Below are 18,910 nucleotides of genomic sequence, written 5' to 3' on the forward strand. Positions count from 1 at the left end.
GCTCCACCCCCACCACAGAGGTTTGCCTGCTTCACCCACCGCGCGCAGCTTTAGCAGTCTGCGCGCGTGAGTGCTAACTCAATAATTAGCACTCACACCTCGCGAGTGCAACCTGCCCGGGACCCTCCGGCTCGTGAACGACGTGGTCGTGCAGGACCCGCGGACCGGCGTAGCGCAGATTCCTCGGAGGGCATAGGTTTGGCGGACAACGAGCCGAGGGAGGCACAGTGTCCACGTCAGCAACCGGTCCTGGTAACGGGGACTCCGACGAGCAGGGCAGCGGGGAAGGTGCCTCCGGCATCGGGTCCCACGATCGCGATACCGCGTCCGACCATCACGGCACCGGCGATGGCCCTCCCGGGACTCCCGGCAGCCCGGGCCTCGGCGGGGAAGCCGCTCAGGCGCATCCGGCGTCGGACCTGCCTTACGCGCCGGTTCAGCACGAGCACCAGCCGCCGGTGCCCCAGGAGCCGTATGCGCCGGGACAGGATCCCCGGACCGGACGGGTGCAGAGCGGGTACGGCCAGGACCCTGCTGGATCGACCCCCGCCCCACAGGGCGGGTACCAGCAGGGTGGTTACCAGCAGGGCGGGTACCAGCAGCCCGGCTACAACCAGGGCGGGTACCAGCAGGGTGGGTACCAGCAGGGTGGGTACCAGCAGGGTGGGTACCAGCAGGGTGGGTACCAGCAGGGCGGGTACCAGCAGCCCGGCTACCACCAGGGCGGGTACAACCAGGGCGGGTACAACCAGGGCGGGTACAACCAGGGTCCTTTCGGCCAGCCGTATGCACCGCAGAAGTCCCGGGTGATCGCCGGCGTCCTCGGAATCCTGCTCGGTTCCCTGGGGATCCACAGGTTCTACCTCGGCTTCACCACCATCGGGATCATCCAGATCCTGATGTCCACGGTGGGGGCTGTCTTCACCTTCGGACTCAGCGCCATCGCGGCCGGGATCTGGGGCCTCATCGAGGGCATCATGATCCTGGTGGGCTCCGAGCCGTTCCGGAAGGACGCGCAGGGCATCCCGCTCAAGGATTGAGGTCAGCAGCGGGTGGAGCCGTTCGGCAGCACCCGCGGACCGTGCCGGGAGGGCAGCCACCCGCGATCGGGCTGCGGGCCGGCCGGGCGCCCGCACCGGACGCGGATGCTTCACCCCCAGGACAGCACGGCGTCGGTTATTGGAACTCCGGCCCGAGGACCACCGAGATGTCCTGGGAGACGTCGGGGCTGTCGATGAGGTTCGGGATGCCGAGGTCCTCGGCCACCGCCTCGGCAGCGGCGCGCTGTGCCTCGCCGTTGTAGAAGACCACGGAGGCGTCCAGTGGGGTCCCGGCCCAGTTGCCCGGAAGCGCGGACGACCATCCGGCTGAGGCCAGCCGCCCTGCTGCCACGGACGCGAGGCCCGGGGCGCCGGTGCCGTTGAGTACGTTGACGGTCTGTGTCCGGTCGAGCGCCTCCGCCCGGTCGGTCGACGACGTCGCGTCCGGGCCCGCCGACTCGTCGTCGCCTGCCTCATCCGTTGCTTCGGACGTGGCGGTCGAAGCTGGTGACGCCTGCTCGTCCTGGGACGGGGCGGCGCTCGACGCGATGTCCGACGGCGCCACAGCGGATTCGCCCCCTCCCCCGGCGATGCCCAGGCGGGGAAGGAGGAAGTAGGCGCCGAGGCCGATCAGGAGGGCGAGTACGCCCACCGTGATCTTGAGTCCGAGGCCGCTGGACCGTGCGGGGATGAGCCGCTCACGGTGGGCGCCCTGGCGCGCGGAAGACTCCGGGACCTTGTCGAATTCGTCCCGCGCGTAGTCAGTCATGGGTGAGGATGGTCCTTCGCTCGTCGGGTCTGGCGGGCAGTGCTAGATGTCCGCGCCGAGCCGGCGGGCGGAGCGTGCCTTCTGGCGGGTGGACCTCAGGCGCCGCAGCCGCTTGACGAGCATGGGGTCGTGCGCCAGAGCGGCTTCCGTGTCGATGAGCGCGTTGAGCAGCTGGTAGTAATGCGTGGCGGACATGTTGAACAGGTCGCGGATCGCCTGCTCCTTCGCGCCGGAATACTTCCACCACTCGCGTTCGAGGGCGAGCATGCGCTGCTCGCGGTCGCCCAGGCTCAGCTTCTCGTCCTGTCCGGAGGAAGCGTCCTGTGGATGCCGCTGGAGTTCGGCCATGTCCACTACCGCCTTCCTTCCGCTGGCACAACTGTCACCCCATGGTAGTGGGGAATTACACCCCTGTCATTCGGGCGACCGCCGCGGAGACGCACGCGAGAATGGAAGCATGATGCACGACGACGGCACGCTCTTCGACCTACCCGACAGCATGAGCAGCAGTGGCGGGACGGGCAGGACGGGCGCCGCAGAGCCGCGTCCGGCCGGGCGGCAGTCACCGAACGAGGCCCTGTTTCCCTTCGCGGCTCCTGCCCGCATCGAGGACATGGTTCCTCCTGACTGGGCGACTGCGCTCAGGCCGGTGCAGCCGGTCCTCCACCAGCTCGCCGCGTCCCTCGCGGCGGACCTCGACGAGGGGCTGCGGGTGCTGCCCGATGCGCCGCACATCCTCCGGGCGTTCACCACACCGCTGGAGCGCGTGCGGGTGGTCATCGTGGGCCAGGACCCGTACCCGACGATCGGACACGCAGTCGGCCTGAGTTTCGCCGTCGATCCTTCCACGCGGCCCATCCCGCGCAGCCTCGCGAACATCTACCGCGAGCTGGCCTCCGATACCGGCGTCGCGCCGCCCGTGACGGGAGACCTCTCCGGCTGGGCCGAGCAGGGCGTCCTCCTGCTCAACCGGGTCCTGACGGTCCGCGCCGGCGAAGCCGCCTCGCACCGCGGACTCGGCTGGGAGCAGGTCACCGACGCGGCCATCCGGGCGCTGGCGGCACGGGGCGGTCCGCTCGTAGCCATCCTGTGGGGCAAGGACGCCCTCCGGCTCAAACCGCTGCTCGGCCGGACGCCCACGGTCGAATCCGTCCACCCCAGTCCGCTCTCGGCCTCTCGCGGGTTCTTCGGTTCGCGCCCCTTCAGCCGCGCGAACGAACTCCTTGCACAGCAGGGCGCCGAACCGATCGACTGGTCGTGCACCGGTGGCAGGGCCGGCTGAGGCGCTACCGCCGGCGGTTCCGTTGCCGCTCGTTGGAGCCGAGCTTCCTCGTGAACGGCCTCGCCAGGTTGTCTCCGAGCACGACGCCCGCGGCGATCGCCAGCACGACGGTCAGGGCGTTGAAGAGGCCGAGCGCGCCGCCGGACACCACCTCGGATTCGATGGTGAGCATGTACATCGAGCGGAAGATGGTGAGTCCGGGATAGAGGAACAGCACTGCGGGTACCGCGACGACGAGCTGCGGGGCGCCGAGCCGGAGGGCGACGACGCGCGAGAGGGCTCCGATCAGGATGGCCGCCAGGGCCGGGGCGAGCCGGTAGCCGACACCCGCCGCCATCGCGCTGATGAGCAGCAGGTAGCCTGCGACGGCGACGAGTGACGTCGGGATCACCAGTTTCACGTCCGTCTGCTCTGCGATGCAGATCATGGCGACGGCGACGAACACCAGCACCGCGACCACCGGCCACGGGTACTGGCTCCCCGCCGATTCGAGCACCTCGAGTTCGGGGATCCCGAGGGCCGTCCCTGCGACGAGCGCGACGGCGATCCCTGCGACGAGCGCCGCGAAGACGAGCACCGCGGAGAGGAACCGCCCCGCGGCCGTGACCGGGAAGCCGTTGATCGCGTCCTGGGTCGCGGAGACGAGCCGCCCCGTCGGCAGGAGCAGGAGGATCCCTCCCACCACCACGAGTGCCGGGGCGATCGGGACCTGGAGCCACCAGAGCAGCATCGCGATCAGTGTGACGAGCGCCGCGGACGTGGCGACGGAGAAGAACTCGGGGACACGCCATTCGCCCAGCTTGCGGCTCACCAGGTCGACCAGGATGCAGCTGACGAAGCCGATGAGCGATCCCAGCGCGGAGCCTCCGACGAAGGCAACGATGGCCGCCGAGAAGATCCCGAAGGCCGCCGTGACCATCCAGCGCGGGAAGGGCTTGGGCCGGTGGGTGATCTCGTCGAGGCGGTGTGCCGCCTCGGTCCGCGAGACGCCCCCGTCCGCGATGTCGGAGACGAGTTGGTGGATGGCCGTGAGTCCCGCGTAGTTGTTCGTCCAGGAGCGGACCACGCGCAGGACCGTCGTCGGTGTCTGGTCCTTGGCGGAGTAGTTGATGACCACCGACTGGTTGGTGATGTCCACCTCGATGGAGTCGAGGCCGAAGGCTGCGGTGACCGCGATGATGCTGGTCTCCACCTCGAGGGCGCCCGCGCCGTACCGGAACATGGTCTCGGCCAGGTTGAGTGCGAAGTCCAGGGCCTTCCGGGCGCTGGCATCAGGTCCTCCGACCTGGATCATCGGATTGGCGTAGGGGCTTCCCGCAAGCCGCTCCACGATGCTCATGGCCTGGGTGGGCGGGGCCTCGCCCTGCACGAGGCGACGGAGCATGCTGCGCGCCGCTGCGTTGGGACGGCTCGACGACGGCAGGCTCTGCGGCGTGGTGGGCAGGGCGTCGGCGGGCTTGGTACCCGGTCTCGTGGCGGACTGCCGCTGGCGGCCCTGGCGAGGGGACTTCGGATCGGACACGGGTCGCCGGGCGGGCATTCCGCCACCCCTCGGCGCTTTCCGGCCCCCGCCGCCCGTGCCGGTGGCGAGCCTGCTCTTCTCGTCGTCGCTCGGATCGAAGGGCCTCTGGATGACGGGCAGCGCCTCGGCCACCGGCGATGGATTGGTGGTGGGCGAGCGGCCGTCCACGGCGTCGTCACGGTTGCCGTCTGTCATGCGAGCACCTCGCAATCGTCCCTTCGGAAGTTCGGGCGGCCTGGAAAAGGCCTAGTAGAAAGGCTGCCGGTGACGGCGCCAGTGGATCTGGCGCGCCACGCGCTCACCCAGCGCGTGCCACACACGATACGTGCGGGGCCGGACGACGGCGTCGTAGCAGCCCGCGAAGTCCGTCACAGTCCTGGTGAAGCTCGTCTTGAACATCCCGAGGCCGTACTGCGGGTGCTCCTTGTCCTTCAGCCGGTCCGCCGGCGGTGTGCCGCAGAAGTCGTACTCACGGGCGCCCAGGCGCTTCATGTCCAGGATCGCCTCCCACTGGACCAGGTGCGAATCGCCGTACTGGTTGCGCTTCGGGAGGGAACCGCCGTCCTTGTATGTCGCCTTCTGGCCGTACAGGATCACGAAGGCGCCCACGGACGGCGTGCCGTCCTCGTACACGAAGTAGAAGCGGCCCATCCCGGCGTCGACGAACTCCTGCCAGAACCCGCGGTAGTACTCGTACGGTCGGGGTACGGCGGAGAGCCGGCCCTGCTGCGCCTGACCGATCAGGGCGTACATGGTGCGGTAGGTGTCCTCGCCGGGCTCGACACGCTGCGCCTGGACGCCGTCGCGGAGGGCGCGCCGTACGGCGTTGCGCCCGCGGGAGGAGAGGTTCCTCAGGAGCTGGCCCTCGTCCGGCGTGAGATCGAGGATCGCCGTGCTGTCATTGGCCTGGATGTTGAAGGTCTTCACGAGGCCCGCTCCGGCGAAGAGGGCTCGCAGTTCCTCGGTATCGGGGAAGTCCGGCTCGATCTTCACGGCGAAGACGCGGCCCGGTCGCCGCCGGGCGTGGGCGACGACCGCCTCGACGAAGGGGGGCACGTCCTCGGGGGTCGCGGTGTCGGGTCCCTTGATCAGGTACCACAGCGCACCGAGCGCCGGGATGGTGCGCTGGTAGGCGATCACATAGCTCGTGTAGTCGGCCGACTCGACCGCGAGGTGGATCGGCGTCCAGCCCTGGCGCTGCTTCACGCGGCTGAAGGGACCGGACTGGAGCACGTTGCCGCCGAGCGGATTGGCCGTGACGAGCTCGTCCCAGCGGGCCACCTCGTCGGCGGTGGCTGCGCGTGCAGTGAAGGGCGCCATTCTCAGTACCAGCTCTCGTGGGCACGCATGCGGTGGATCTTCAGCGCGGCGCGCTCCCCGATCCGGAGCCATGCCCTGTGCTGCAACGGCCTGACGGGGAGGTCGAACGTGCCCGCGAAGTCCGTGATCGTCGGGTTGAAGCCCGTCTTGAACATGCCGATGCCGTAGTGCTCGTGGTCCTTGTTCTTCGCCTCGCCGGACGGAGGCGCTCCGCAGAGGTCGTACTCCGTGACGCCGCGGGCCTTGAGCCATTCGATGGCGGCCACCTCGAGGAGTGCACTGGCGCCGCGTACCGTGCGCTTGCGGGTGCTCGCGGCGTCCTTGCGGCTGGCCTTGGCTCCCAGGACCATGATGAAGTCCGCCGACACCACGTCGCCGTCGACGTACGCGAACAGGAAGGCACCGGCCTGGGCGCGCGCATGCCGCTTCCAGAAGCCGGTGTAGTACTCCTCGCTGCGGATGGAGAAGCTGCCCTCCGCCGTCTCGGCGAGGAGTCGGTAGAAGATCGCGCAGTTCTCGTCGTCGACCTCCACCGCCCGAGTCTCGACACCGGCCTTGCGCGCCGCGCGGATGTTGTACCGGGTCTTCGAGCCGAACGACGCCTCGATGGCGTCCGACTCGGCCGAGATGTCGAGGATCACCGTCGACACGTTGGGCTGGACGTTGGCCACTCGGACCAGCCCCGCCGCCTCGAGCGCCTCGGCCACGGTCGGGTCGGAGGGGAGCTCGGGATCGATCTTGACGCCGAAGATGCCCCGTCCGGCGGCGAAGGCCTTCAACCCTGGCATCAGCGCGATGAGGTCGGCGGCATCCTTCACGCCCGGGCCCTTGGGGACGTACCAGTAGCGGCCCAGCGGGAGCACGGTCTTCTGCAGCACCGTGAGCGCGACGCCGTCGACCACCAGGTACACCGGGGTCCACCCCGTGGCCCGCTTCTGCTCGGCGAATTCCCGCCCCTGCATCACGTTCCCGCCGTCCGGATTCTCGCTGATGATGCTGTTCCAACGGGCGATCTCGTCGGGCGTTGCGAAGCGGGTAGTCATGATGATCGAGTCTACGGCAGGCCAGGAACCCCCTCCAAAGCAGCAGCACCAGCCCCCCGGTAGTTGCCTGAGGGACCTGTCGCTGTGGCACCGATCACGGCTAGCATCGCGATATGGACTTCAGATACCTCGGAAACAGCGGCTTCAAGATTTCGGAAATCACCTACGGCAACTGGCTGACCCACGGCTCCCAGGTCGAGAACGACGTCGCGACACAGTGCGTGCGTGCGGCGCTCGACGTCGGCATCACCACCTTCGACACGGCGGACGCCTACGCGAACACGGCGGCGGAGACCGTTCTCGGCGAGGCGCTGAAGGGTGAGCGCCGCCAGTCGCTCGAGATCTTCACGAAGGTCTACTGGCCCACCGGTCCCAAGGGCCACAACGACGTCGGGCTCTCACGGAAGCACATCATGGAGTCGATCGACGGCTCGCTCCAGCGGCTGCAGACGGACTACGTCGACCTCTACCAGGCGCACCGGTACGACCACGAGACGCCCCTCGAGGAGACGATGCAGGCGTTCGCCGATATCGTGCGCCAGGGCAAGGCCCTCTACATCGGAGTCAGCGAGTGGACGGCACAGCAGATCCGCGACGGCCACGCCCTCGCGAAGGAACTCGGCGTCCAGCTGATCTCCAACCAGCCCCAGTACTCGATGCTGTGGCGCGTCATCGAGGGCGACGTCGTCCCCACGTCCGAGGAGCTCGGGCTGTCCCAGATCGTCTGGTCCCCGGTGGCCCAGGGCGTGCTGACCGGTAAGTACAAGCCTGGCCAGCAGCCCGAGCAGGGCACGCGCGCCTCGGACAGCAAGGGCGGCGCGGACATGATCAAGCGCTGGATGGACGACGACGTCCTCACGGGCGTCCAGAAGCTCGCGCCCATCGCCGACGGCGTAGGGCTGACGATGGCGCAACTGGCCATCGCCTGGGTGCTGCAGAACAAGAACGTCGCCTCGGCGATCATCGGCGCCTCACGGCCCGAGCAGGTGGAGTCCAACGCCGCAGCGGCCGGCGTGACGCTCGAGGACGACGTCCTGAAGGCGATCGACGACGCGATCGGCGGCCTCGCCGAGACGGACGTCGCGCGGACCGTCGCCCCCGAGACGCGGCCGGTCTGATGACGGAGCCGACACCCTTGAACGTCGCGGTCACCGGATCGAGCGGCAAGCTGGGGCGCAGCGTCGTCCGGGGGCTGCGCCAGGCAGGCCACACCGTCCTCGAACTCGACCAGCACGGCGAGCGGTCCCCCACGTTCCTCCGCGTCGACCTGCGGGACTACGGGCAGGTGCTCGACGTCCTCCTCGGAGTGGACGACCGCCACCGCGGGATCGACGCCGTCGTGCACCTCGGAGCCATCCCGGCGCCGGGGCTGCAGGCGGATGCGGCGACCTTCCACAACAACATGGCAGCCACCTACAACGTCTTCCAGGCATGTAGGAGGGCCGGGATCAGGCGCGTCGTCTATGCGTCCAGCGAGACCGTCCTCGGCCTGCCCTTCGACACCCCTCCCCCGTACATCCCGGTCGACGAGGACTACCCTGCGCGCCCCGAGAGCACCTACTCCCTGGTCAAGCATCTCGAGGAGCAGATGGCCATCGAGCTGACGCGCTGGGATCCGCAGCTGAGCATCACGGCGCTGCGGTTCTCGAACGTCATGGATCCGGAGGACTACGCCGAGTTCCCGTCCTTCGACGCCGATGCCACCGCGCGCAAGTGGAACCTGTGGGGGTACATCGACGGCCGTGACGGCGCGCAGGCGGTGGCGAAGGCCCTGGAGAACGCGACCCCTGGTTTCGATCGCTTCATCATCGCGGCGGCGGACACCGTCATGAGCCGTGCGAGCGCGGATCTCGCTGCAGAGGTGTTCCCCGGCGTCGAGGTCACGCGGGAGGTGGGCGAGCACGAGACCCTGCTCTCGATCGACAAGGCCCGCCGGGTGCTGGGCTACGAACCCCGGCACAGCTGGCGCGACCACGCCTGACGGGGACGGTTCCGCCCGGGCGGCGGGGGAAACTGTCGCCCGGGCCGATTCATCAGTAGGCTGATGATCGAAGGAAGCACAGCACCGACGAAAGGCAGAGAAGATGACCGAGAACCTTCCCGACGAGGAACTGACCATCGTGGGCGAGGAGCCCGAGGTGCCGAACGACGCGCTTGCTCCCGAAGCCTTCGACCCGGTCCTCGAGGGCCGGCCCGACGCCTACGAGGGTGCGGCGGAGAGCAACCCGGACCGCTGGCAGGAGGATCCCCTTCTGCAGGACGAACCCGGCGTGACCGAGAGCGGCGACGACGAGAACGACTTCGACGAGAACGGCGTCTCCGGGGTCGGCGAGGAGGGCTACCTCAGCGACCAGACCCTCCGCGAGGAGACCGCCGAGGCCCGCTACGAGCACGGCGACGAGCAGTATCCGCCCGAGGAGCCCATGCTCGGCGAGGCCGCGGCGGATGTGGACTTCGGCATGATGGAGGACGACGAGGTCGACGCCAGCGACGACCCCGCGAACCGTGGCGGATCGCCCCTGAGCGCGATGGACGAGCAGGACGTCAAGTAGCGCCCCGCCCCTACGAGATGCATCGAAGCCCCGGGCTGCTGCCCGGGGCTTCGTCATGGGCAGCGGATGTCCGCTCGCGTGGACGAGCCATGGACAGCCGATGAACTCCGGTTGAACAGGTAGCGTAACGGTATTAGGCTCTAGTGGCCCGGGACCGGGCTGGATGTCAGGGGTGTTCGGCGAACACGCGGGCATCGTCGAACGCGAGGTGTTGCCATGTACGGCCGGATTCTGCACGTGACCCGACGGGTCGGCGTCGTCGTGGGCCGCATCCTGGTCTACGTCCTGCTCTGGGCAGGACTCACGCTGCTCGTCGCCGCTGCCGGCATCCGGTACTACTGGGGCGAGATCTCGGTGGGCCAGATGCTCCTGAACCTGGTCTCCGTGGAGACCGACGGCGGCGGTGGCCTCGTCTGGATCGGTGTCCTGGGTGTCGGCGTCGCTCCCCTGCTCGTCACCCTCGGCATCGCCGCCTGGCAGTTCTTCCGCCGCCGCAAGCACCGCAGCGCCGGCGCCGGCCCGCATCCTCGCCGCCCGCTGTGGATCCTGCGCACCCTCTCCACCGCCCTGGTCGCAGTGGTGGTCGTCGGCGGCACCACGGCCTTCGCCAGTTCGGTGGGCATGAAGGACTACCTCGATGCGGCACGATCGGAGTACGACCTCGGCTCCCGCTATGTCGAGCCGACCGTCACCGGGGACGAGCACAAGCGCAACCTGGTGCTGATCTACCTCGAGTCCGGCGAGGCCACCCTCGAGGACGACCAGCTCTTCGAGAAGGACGCCTTCGTCGCCCTCAAGAATGCGACCCCGGCCTCGGACGGCTGGCAGAGCGTGGACGACCTCCAGCAGTACAGGGGCGGAGGCTGGACCATGGCCGGCCTCACCTCGACGCAGTGCGGTATCCCCCTGAAGGGCTCGGGCTCCACCACCGGCAGCAGCGGCTCGAGCGCGCCCGGCGATGACGTCGACACCTACCTCGGAGGGATCACCTGCCTCGGCGACGTCCTGGACGAGCACGGCTACACCAACGTCTTCCTCGGCGGCGCCAACTCCTCCTTCGCCGCGAAGAACACCTTCCTCGGCAGCCACGGCTACTCCGAGGTGAAGGGCCTCGCCGACTGGCGCGTTGCCGGGGAACCGGAGGAGAACTTCCGCAGCGACTGGGGACTGAGCGATGAACGGCTCCTCTCCCATGCGAAGGACGAGATCGACGAGCTGCATGCCGAGGCGGAGGGGACCGGCCGGCCGTTCAACCTCACCCTGCTGACGCTGGACACCCACGAGCCGGTGCACGTCTTCGACTACTGCGCCGTGGACACGCGGAGCGAGGTCACCTCCGTGTATGCCTGCTCCATGGCCCTGGTGGCAGGATTCGTCGAGCACATGAAGGAGAGGGGCTACCTCGACGACACCTCCGTGGTGATCATGGGCGACCATCTCAAGCACATGAGCGCCGGCGATGCGTTCCACGAACAGCTGGACGATCACGGCAACCGCACCATCTTCAACCGGATCTGGATCCCGGGCGCGGGCGGCGACAGCGGGCTGCGCCCCGGTGTGGACCAGCTGAACATGTACCCCACCATCCTGGAGGCCGCCGGCCTGACCCTGCAGGACCGCGAGGCCGGACTCGGCGTGTCCGCCTTCGCGCCGGACGTCCCTGCCGATTCGGCGCAGGCGATGGAGCCGGACTCCTATGCCGAACTGCTGGACGCGCTCTCCCCGGCGTTCTACGGGAAAGCCTGGGCGGGCGAGGACGCCACCCCGTAGGACTGCGGGACAACGCCCCGACGCGGCCTGCGTGACGCCCGCCACATCCGGAATAGCGCCCGGTTGCCCCCTGTTGCCGACGGGTAGGACATCGACCCGGAAAGTAGGAACGCATGAAGCTGTTCTCCCCCCTCACCCTCGGCACGCTCGAACTCCCCAACCGTGTCGTGATGGCGCCGCTCACGCGAGTCCGCTCGGGTGACGCGGGCATCCCGGGCGACATCGTCGTCGAGCACTACCGCCAGCGCGCCTCCCTCGGGCTGATCGTCAGCGAGGGGACGTACCCCAGCCACGCCGGCCAGGGCTTCCCGGGCCAGCCCGGCCTGGTGGAGGACGAGCAGCTCGCCGGCTGGAGGCGCGTCACCGACGCCGTGCACGCGGACGGCGGTCGGATCGTCGCGCAGGTGATGCACGCGGGACGCGTGACCCACCCGGACACCAACGGAGGCTACGAGGTCGTGGCACCGAGCGCCATCGCCATCGACGGCACCACGAGGACCAGCACCGGGAAGCAGCCCTACCCCGTGCCCCACGCGCTGAGCACGGACGAGCTTCCGGGGATCATCGAGGAATTCGTCACCGCCTCACGGAAGGCGATCGACATCGGGGGCTTCGACGGCGTGGAACTCCACGGCGCCAACGGATACCTGCTGCACGAGTTCCTCTCCCCCGAGTCCAACCAGCGCGATGACGCCTACGGCGGATCAGCGGAGAAGCGCGCGCAGTTCGTGATCGAACTCGTCACCGCCGTCGCCGCGGAAGTCGGAGCAGAGAAGGTGGGCCTTCGCATCTCACCGGCACACAACATCCAGGACGCCCTGGAGACGGACGCCGCCGACGTCCACGCCACCTACGCCACACTCGTGGACGCCATCGCGCCCCTGCAGCTCGCGTACCTCAGCGTCCTGCACGCAGAACCGACCGGGGACCTCATCCAGGATCTCCGGAAGCGATTCGGCGGCCCCTTCCTCATCAACAGCGGATTCGGTGTCATCACGAACCGCGAGGAAGCCATCGCCATCCTCGAGGACGGCGTGGGCGATGCGGTCGTCGTCGGCCGTCCGGCCATCGCGAATCCTGACCTCGCCCGTCGCTGGCGCGAGAACCTGCCGGAGAACGAGCCGAACCCCTCGACGTTCTACTCGACGGGTCCGGAAGGCTACACCGACTACCCGTTCTACGACGGCTCGGCCAACGCGAACTAGGACACCGCAACCAGCAGTACGGCCGGAAGGCGCTCCCGTCACACGACGGGGGCGCCTTCTTCGGTCCGCACGAGGTGTTCCCGGCGCCGGGCATGACGGGACAGCCACCGCTCCATGCCCGGATACCGGCTCACGGCCCAGCCGATCAGGAGCGCCACGGCCAGGTGGGAGTGAAGCATCAGCATCACCTCCGGGGAGTGCCCCTGGGCCGCACCCGAGCCCACCGGCACGGCACCGCCGTGATGCACTCCCGTTCCGGGCGTGGTGTCCGACGCCGCTCCCCCCAGGCCGCCGAGGAGCCAATGGAGCACTTGCTGGGCCACGCCGAGCAGGAGCATGACGGCCCAGCCCGGCAGCCGGACCTGCGCCAGGAGCGTGGCACCGAGGACGGCGAGTGCCGCGAGCCCGCAGAGTACCGGTGCGCTCGGGGCGACGCCGCCGGAAAGGGCGTGTGCTACCAGTCCGAGGGTGAGTGACGCCAGCCCCACCAGGGCTGACCGGAGGATCGCCCACGGGCGATCGCCGGGCCGGGATGCTGACTTCCCTCGGTCTTCCATGTCCTGATGGTAAGCACGCTGATGAGCCGGCGTCACCTCGCGCACTGCGGGTTATGTTCGCGACGCCGGATCCGTAGACTGACGATAAGGGAGCTTACTTTCCCTCGAACCGAAAGGACGAGTGCATGTCAGAGAATCCGAGCGACGACGACCGCATCCACAACGAGGCGCCCGCCGAGGGCGACACGGACGCCGACACCGAGGACATCAGGGTGCATCCGGAGGATCCCGCGGAGGGCGCGGACTCCGAGGACCAGTACAGCGACGGCTCGTAGCGCACCGGACCACCGCAGGTGGGCGGCGGAACCCGCCTTCCGGAGATCGAAGAAGCGCCGGCCCGACGGGCCGGCGCTTCTGTTCGTCCTGGCGGCCCCGCCCACAGGCCATGACTCAGCGGGTACCTTCGACGACCTCGCCGAACGGGACCTCCTGCGAGAGCTCCGCCTGCCGATCCAGGGCGTGGCTGCTGACGAGCACGCCGTACTTCCCCTCTGCGACGGACTGCTTCATGACCATCAGCACCGTCTCGGCGAAGCCTTCGTCCTGGGCCTCGAGGAAGCTGATGTACGCGGGCGGGAAGTTCTCGGGAACTGTGAGCATGCCCTCCACGCTACCGGTCTCGCCCACGCCTGCCGAGCGTTTTTCAAGCCCGAGAACGGACCATCCGGCCCTTCTCACCCACCTGCACGGGGTGATAGACAATAAGCGTCCTTAGTATTTCCGGCGTGGTCCTTCCTGCCGGGAATCACCACCACTGACCTGACAGGGGATCTTCGTGACGCACGTACTCAAAGACCATGCCCATCTGTTCGAGCTGCCCGGCCCATGGACCACCATCTACGTCGAGGGCAGTACCGGCACCGTGGACGGCCTGGCGAACGACGAGATCCTTCCCCGCAGCGTCGCCCAGGAGATGAAGGAGGCCGGTGCCCCGGAGCAGGACATCGAAGCCGCGGTCGCGGCACTCGGCACCACGGCGAAGGGCCTGCCCGACCCCGTGACCCGCTACCTGCTCGTGAACAACGGCCAGGCCGTCGTCAACGAGTTCCTGCCCGGCAACCTGGTCGGCCTCGCGGTGACGGCAACCGGCCCCATCCCGGACCTCACACCCCTCGTCCGGCACGCCCCCGAGGACTTCGCCTACCTCGTGGCCGAAGTGGGACACCACGGCGGGGAGGTCTACCTGCGCTTCGCCGACGGCGACGAGGCGCACGTGACGTCGGGTGATGCTGACTCCGTGATCGAAGGAGACACCGACCACACCCGCAAGCTCGGCAGCGGCGGTTGGGCCCACAAGCGTATGCAGCAGCACGCCGAGAAGGTCTGGAAAATGAACTCCCGTGAGGTGGCATCCGAGATCGACCGTCTCTCGGCGGAGAACGAGGCCCAGTTGATCGTCGTCGCCGGTGACATCCGTGCCCGGCAGATGGTCCACGACGAGGTGTCCCAGGAATCGCGCGGCAAGCTCGCCATCATCGAGTCGAACACGCGCGCTGACGGCGCCGACGAGGAGACCTTCGTCGAGGAGGTCCAGCAACTGGTGGCACGCACGATGGCGGATCGTCAGCACGCACTTCTGGAGCGCCTGGCCGAGAAGGAGGGCCAGGGCACCCGGACGTCCGCGATCGGGCGCGGCGCTGTCATCGCCGCACTGCAGCAGGCCCAGGTCGAGTCCCTCCTCCTCGAGGCCACGGCATGGGACGACGAGACGCTGCTCGCACTCGATGCGGCGCCGTGGGTGGCGGCGTCGGAAGCAGACACCGCCGGTGCAGGCGTGCTCGGCGAGGTACCTGCCGTCGCGGCCCTGCTGCGCGCCGCGGCCCTCACGGACGCACAGGTGTCCATGTACCCGGCGGGGGCGCTCGAGAAGAAGCCCATCGCCGCGCTCCTGCGTTGGCCCACCGGCCCTGACGTCCCGGCAGCGGTCTGACCGGTGGCGGAGGACGCGGCCGTGGACACCGTCGCGGACTTCGTGGTCCGGCGCCTCGCCGCATGGCGGGTGGATCGGATCTTCGGCTACAGCGGAGACGGCATCAACCCCCTGCTCGGCGCGCTTCGTCGGGCGGGGGCCCCTTCGTTCGTGCAGGCGCGCCACGAGGAAGCCGCCGCCTTCATGGCCGTGGCACACGCGAAGTACACCGGCACGGTGGGCGTGGTGACCGCGACCCAGGGGCCCGGTGCCGTCCACCTGCTCAACGGCCTGTACGACGCCCGGATGGACAGCGTGCCCGTGGTCGCCGTCATCGGGCAGCAGAGCCAGACGGTGCTCGGCTCGGCGTATCAGCAGGAGATCGACCTCCTCAGCCTGTTCAAGGACGTGGCGTCGGAGTTCCGCCAGCAGGTGTCGAGCCCCGAGCAGTTGCCGATGGTCCTCGACCGCGCCTTCAAGGCCGCGCTCGCCACGAGGTCGCCCGCCGTCGTGATCCTCCCGCACGATGTGCAGCAGGCTCCTGCCCCGCAGACCCCCCACGAGCACGGCGTGGTGCTGTCGTCGCCCGTGTGGTCCCTCGGGTGTGTCTCGCCGCGCGAGACGGACCTGCACGACGCCGCAGCCGTCCTCAACGCCGGCCGGAAGGTCGCGCTGCTGGTCGGGCAGGGCGCGGCGCACGCGCAACAGGAGGTCGTCGCCATCGCGGACCGGCTGGGTGCAGGAATCACGACGAGCCTGCTGGGCAAGCCCTTCGTCGACGAATCGCTCCCCCATGCCACCGGGACCATGGGACACCTCGGCACCACGGCGAGCGCTTACCTGATGGCCTCGTGCGACACCCTGCTCATCATCGGCTCGAACGATCCCTGGAGCGAGTACTACCCTGCGCCGGGGCAGGCGCGTGCCGTGCAGATCGACATCGACCCGAAGGCCATCGGGAACCGGTACCCCGTGGAGGTGCCCCTGCACGGGGACGCCGCGGAGACCCTCGCGGCGCTGCTGGTCCTCCTGCACGGGCAGCAGGACCGTTCATGGCGCCGGGAGGTCGAGGAGCAGGTGCGGCAGTGGCACCGCGTCGCCGCCGAACGGGCCATGACCCCGGCGGACCCCGTCAATCCGGAGCGGGTGGTGCATGAGCTCGACGCCGTCCTGCCGCACGACGCGCAGGTCGCCGTCGACGTCGGGAGTTGCGTGTACTGGTACGCCCGCCAGCTCCACCTGCCACGGGGAGTGCCCGCGCACCTCTCGAGCACGCTGGGCTGCATGGGCGCAGGGGTGCCGTACGGCATCGCCGCCAAGCTCGCCCACCCCGGCCGCCCCGTCGTCGTCCTGGCAGGTGACGGAGCTATGCAGATGGCGGGGCTCGCCGAGCTCGTCACCGTCGCCAAGCTGTGGCGGAGCTGGGCGGATCCCCGCTTCGTGGTGTGCGTCTTCTCGAACCGCGACCTCGCGGAGGTGTCCTGGGAACAGCGCGAGATGGAGGGCGAGCCCCGCTTCGAGGACAGCCAGTCGCTACCCGACGTCGACTGCGCGGCCCACGCCCGCCTGCTCGGGCTCGACGGCGTGCGGGTGGAGGATCCGGACGACCTCGCCGATGCCTGGCGGCGGGCGTTCGCTGCGGACCGGCCGTTCGTCCTCGACGTGGTGACGGACCCGAACGTACCGCTGCTGCCTCCCTTCCCGGCAGGTGCGGCGAAGCTGGAGCCCATGCGTGCCGCCCTCGACGGGGAGCCCGCCAGTAGTGCTTCCGGCCTGCTGGAGCGGTACGCGGAGATCGAGGAAGGTACAGGCTCCCACTCCTGATACGCGCAGGCGGACAACGGGCCTGCCCGCGCACTACGAAGGTTGCTGTCCACCCCGGCCTTGGGTAGCGTCGAATGCGGACGCGGGAGCGTTGCCCCGTGGCCTCAATGACCAGAGCCCGCTGTGAGGAGAACTCCATGACCGACGTCGCCAGCCAGCCACCCGCCGAAGGGGACGACCGCGCCGTCCTGACGAACCGCCAGGGCCACCAGGTCTACGACAACCAGAACTCGCGAACCGTCGGTGCCCGCGGTCCGGCCACCCTGGAGAATTACCAGTTCCTCGAGAAGATCAGCCACTTCGACCGCGAGCGCATCCCGGAGCGTGTCGTGCATGCCCGCGGCGCCGTCGCCTTCGGTGACTTCGAGGCGACCGGCATGTGGGGCGACGAGCCCATCGCTCGTTACACCCGCGCGAAGCTCTTCTCCGAACCGGGCAAGAAGACCGATGTCGCCATCCGCTTCTCGACCGTCATCGGTGGCCGAGACTCGTCCGAGGCCGCCCGCGACCCGCGCGGCTTCGCCGTCAAGTTCTACACCGAGGACGGCAACTGGGACCTCGTGGGCAACAACCTCGCCGTCTTCTTCATCCGCGATGCCATCAAATTCCCCGACGTCATCCACTCCCTGAAGCCGGATCCCATCACCTTCCGGCAGGAGCCGGCCCGCATCTTCGACTTCATGTCGCAGACACCCGAGTCCATGCACATGCTCGTGAACCTCTTCAGCCCCCGTGGGATCCCGGCCGATTACCGCCACATGCAGGGCTTCGGGGTCAACACCTACAAGTGGGTCAATGCGGACGGCGACACCAAGCTGGTCAAGTACACGTGGCAGCCGCACCAGGGCGTGAAGAGCCTGACCGAACAGGATGCCGCGAACATCCAGGCCACGGACCTCGGCCATGCCTCGAAGGACCTGCATGAGGCCATCGAGCGCGGCGAGTACCCCAAGTGGGACCTGTACGTGCAGCTCATGGACGACAAGGATCACCCGGAACTCGACTTCGACCCGCTCGACGACACCAAGACCTGGCCCGAGCAGGATTTCGAGCCCAAGCTCGTCGGCACCATGACGCTGAACCGCAACGTCTCGGACCACCACAACGAGAACGAGCAGATCTCCTTCGGCACCGGCGTCCTGGTCGACGGACTGGACTTCTCCGACGACAAGATGCTGGTGGGCCGTACCTTCAGCTACAGCGACACGCAGCGCTACCGGGTGGGCCCCAACTACCTGCAGCTGCCCGTGAACGCGGCGAAGAATGCTCCGGTGCACACGAACCAGCGCGGCGGGCAGATGTCCTTCGGGACGGATCTCGCGCCCGGGCAGAATCCCCACGTCAACTACGAGCCCTCCATCACGGGCGGGCTCCGCGAGGGCCAGTACCCCACGCATGACGAGCAGGGTCCGGAGATCTCCGGACGTCTGACCCGCAAGCGGATTCCGCTCACCCAGGACTACCTGCAGGCGGGCCAGCGGTACCAGCTGCTCGAGCAGTGGGAGAAGGACGACCTCGTGGGCAACTTCGTCACACTGATCGGGCAGGCCGCGCGCGCCGTGCAGGAACGCATGGTGTGGCACTTCTACCTGGTCGACGACGAGCTGGGCGCACGCGTCGGCGACGGACTCGGCATCGGGCTCGCCGAGGTGAAGGACCTGCCCCCGCTCGCGAGCCAGACCCTCTCGGAGGACGAGCTGACCCGATTGAAGAACCTGGGCAACAACGGGCCGCGTGAGGTCCAGGGCCTGACAATGACGCACTGCGTGCCCAACGAGCACGTTGTCGTGACCCGGTAGGACGCAGAGCGCCGATGGGGGCGCCGGCGCCTAGCGCCGGCGCCTCTCCGCTGCCTGCCGGCCGAGCTCCGCCACGGCGGCTGCTGCGATCACGAGGGAGAGCGCGACGACGGCCAGCATCACATAGAGGAGGACCAGGGTGGTCATCGGCGAAGAAGCGCTGTGCAGGATCCGCAGCCCGCCGAGCAGCCCCACGGCCCAGAAGATCCCCACACCTGCGAGCGCACAGGCGGCACGCTTCCGCCCGCGGTCGAACCCCATACTCCGGGCGCACTGCGCGAGGAGGCCCTGCCATTGATCCATACCTCAACTATGGCC

At 68.8% G+C, this 18,910-nt stretch carries 19 protein-coding genes; 11 read left to right on the top strand and 8 right to left on the bottom strand.

The annotated features are described in order from the left end of the window. Positions 1–227: 227 nt before the first annotated feature. Positions 228–1,040 carry a TM2 domain-containing protein gene (locus tag AC1MFI_RS02710; RefSeq protein ID WP_479819475.1) on the top strand — a complete coding sequence of 271 codons (813 nt, stop codon included), beginning with the start codon at positions 228–230 and terminating at the stop codon, positions 1,038–1,040. 136 nt (positions 1,041–1,176) lie between these two features. Here AC1MFI_RS02710 and AC1MFI_RS02715 read toward each other — a convergent pair whose 3' ends face one another. Both AC1MFI_RS02715 and AC1MFI_RS02720 read right to left on the bottom strand, forming a co-directional pair. Next, positions 1,177–1,809, bottom strand: a complete 633-nt coding sequence (locus AC1MFI_RS02715; protein WP_479819476.1) for a LytR C-terminal domain-containing protein — start codon at positions 1,807–1,809, stop codon at positions 1,177–1,179. 42 nt (positions 1,810–1,851) lie between these two features. Beyond that, entirely contained in the window at positions 1,852–2,157 is a 306-nt protein-coding gene (locus AC1MFI_RS02720; protein WP_479820767.1) for a DUF3263 domain-containing protein, read from the bottom strand. A 109-nt stretch (positions 2,158–2,266) separates the two neighbouring features. Here AC1MFI_RS02720 and AC1MFI_RS02725 point away from each other — a divergent pair, with 109 nt between their 5' ends. Next, positions 2,267–3,091: a uracil-DNA glycosylase gene (locus tag AC1MFI_RS02725; RefSeq protein WP_479819478.1), complete on the top strand. Its 825-nt coding sequence runs from the start codon at positions 2,267–2,269 to the stop codon at positions 3,089–3,091. A gap of 4 nt (positions 3,092–3,095) precedes the next feature. Here the strand turns inward: AC1MFI_RS02725 and AC1MFI_RS02730 are convergent, their stop codons facing one another. Genes AC1MFI_RS02730 through AC1MFI_RS02740 form a run of 3 tightly spaced genes read right to left on the bottom strand, consistent with a single transcriptional unit; the run spans position 3,096 to position 6,976 of the window. Continuing rightward, complete coding sequence (locus tag AC1MFI_RS02730) at positions 3,096–4,808, bottom strand: threonine/serine exporter family protein (protein WP_479819479.1); 1,713 nt, start codon at positions 4,806–4,808, stop codon at positions 3,096–3,098. Positions 4,809–4,859: 51 nt separating this feature from the next. Beyond that, positions 4,860–5,933: a lipid II:glycine glycyltransferase FemX gene (locus AC1MFI_RS02735; protein WP_479819481.1), complete on the bottom strand. Its 1,074-nt coding sequence runs from the start codon at positions 5,931–5,933 to the stop codon at positions 4,860–4,862. A 2-nt stretch (positions 5,934–5,935) separates the two neighbouring features. Beyond that, positions 5,936–6,976 carry a lipid II:glycine glycyltransferase FemX gene (locus AC1MFI_RS02740; RefSeq protein ID WP_479819483.1) on the bottom strand — a complete coding sequence of 347 codons (1,041 nt, stop codon included), beginning with the start codon at positions 6,974–6,976 and terminating at the stop codon, positions 5,936–5,938. 113 nt (positions 6,977–7,089) lie between these two features. Between AC1MFI_RS02740 and AC1MFI_RS02745 the strand changes: the two genes are divergently transcribed. The 5 genes from AC1MFI_RS02745 (at position 7,090) to AC1MFI_RS02765 (ending at position 12,503) form a co-directional block, all read left to right on the top strand. Then, positions 7,090–8,094 carry an aldo/keto reductase family protein gene (locus AC1MFI_RS02745; protein ID WP_479819485.1) on the top strand — a complete coding sequence of 335 codons (1,005 nt, stop codon included), beginning with the start codon at positions 7,090–7,092 and terminating at the stop codon, positions 8,092–8,094. A gap of 17 nt (positions 8,095–8,111) precedes the next feature. Next, positions 8,112–8,957, top strand: coding sequence for an NAD-dependent epimerase/dehydratase family protein (locus tag AC1MFI_RS02750; protein ID WP_479820768.1), 846 nt, complete (start codon positions 8,112–8,114; stop codon positions 8,955–8,957). 103 nt (positions 8,958–9,060) lie between these two features. Then, positions 9,061–9,528 (top strand): hypothetical protein, encoded by a 468-nt coding sequence (locus AC1MFI_RS02755; protein ID WP_479819487.1) that lies wholly within the window; start codon positions 9,061–9,063, stop codon positions 9,526–9,528. 237 nt (positions 9,529–9,765) lie between these two features. Next, the gene (locus AC1MFI_RS02760; RefSeq protein WP_479819489.1) at positions 9,766–11,298 is read left to right on the top strand and encodes an LTA synthase family protein; all 1,533 of its coding nucleotides are present in this window, start codon (positions 9,766–9,768) and stop codon (positions 11,296–11,298) included. A gap of 113 nt (positions 11,299–11,411) precedes the next feature. Next, positions 11,412–12,503, top strand: coding sequence for an alkene reductase (locus AC1MFI_RS02765; RefSeq protein ID WP_479819491.1), 1,092 nt, complete (start codon positions 11,412–11,414; stop codon positions 12,501–12,503). 38 nt (positions 12,504–12,541) lie between these two features. On the opposite strand, the gene AC1MFI_RS02770 is transcribed toward AC1MFI_RS02765, so the two are convergent. After that, a complete protein-coding gene (locus tag AC1MFI_RS02770) occupies positions 12,542–13,060 on the bottom strand; it encodes a hypothetical protein (RefSeq protein ID WP_479819492.1) in 519 nt (172 codons plus the stop codon). A 125-nt stretch (positions 13,061–13,185) separates the two neighbouring features. On the opposite strand from AC1MFI_RS02770, the gene AC1MFI_RS02775 reads away from it, so the two are divergent. After that, positions 13,186–13,335 (top strand): hypothetical protein, encoded by a 150-nt coding sequence (locus AC1MFI_RS02775; RefSeq protein WP_479819493.1) that lies wholly within the window; start codon positions 13,186–13,188, stop codon positions 13,333–13,335. 115 nt (positions 13,336–13,450) lie between these two features. On the opposite strand, the gene AC1MFI_RS02780 is transcribed toward AC1MFI_RS02775, so the two are convergent. Further along, the gene (locus AC1MFI_RS02780) at positions 13,451–13,660 is read right to left on the bottom strand and encodes a hypothetical protein (RefSeq protein ID WP_479819494.1); all 210 of its coding nucleotides are present in this window, start codon (positions 13,658–13,660) and stop codon (positions 13,451–13,453) included. A gap of 175 nt (positions 13,661–13,835) precedes the next feature. Between AC1MFI_RS02780 and AC1MFI_RS02785 the strand changes: the two genes are divergently transcribed. The 3 genes from AC1MFI_RS02785 to AC1MFI_RS02795 all read left to right on the top strand — a co-directional run bounded on the left by AC1MFI_RS02785 (position 13,836) and on the right by AC1MFI_RS02795 (position 18,592). After that, on the top strand, positions 13,836–14,990 hold the full coding sequence (locus AC1MFI_RS02785) for a baeRF2 domain-containing protein (RefSeq protein WP_479819496.1): 1,155 nt from the start codon (positions 13,836–13,838) through the stop codon (positions 14,988–14,990). A 21-nt stretch (positions 14,991–15,011) separates the two neighbouring features. Further along, a complete protein-coding gene (locus AC1MFI_RS02790; RefSeq protein WP_479819497.1) occupies positions 15,012–16,793 on the top strand; it encodes a thiamine pyrophosphate-requiring protein in 1,782 nt (593 codons plus the stop codon). Between the two features lie 137 nt (positions 16,794–16,930). Next, a complete protein-coding gene (locus tag AC1MFI_RS02795; RefSeq protein ID WP_479819499.1) occupies positions 16,931–18,592 on the top strand; it encodes a catalase in 1,662 nt (553 codons plus the stop codon). 30 nt (positions 18,593–18,622) lie between these two features. Here AC1MFI_RS02795 and AC1MFI_RS02800 read toward each other — a convergent pair whose 3' ends face one another. Next, positions 18,623–18,895 carry a hypothetical protein gene (locus AC1MFI_RS02800; protein ID WP_400482813.1) on the bottom strand — a complete coding sequence of 91 codons (273 nt, stop codon included), beginning with the start codon at positions 18,893–18,895 and terminating at the stop codon, positions 18,623–18,625. Positions 18,896–18,910: the final 15 nt, after the last annotated feature.

It is taken from the genome of Arthrobacter sp. BC5, assembly GCF_056680255.1.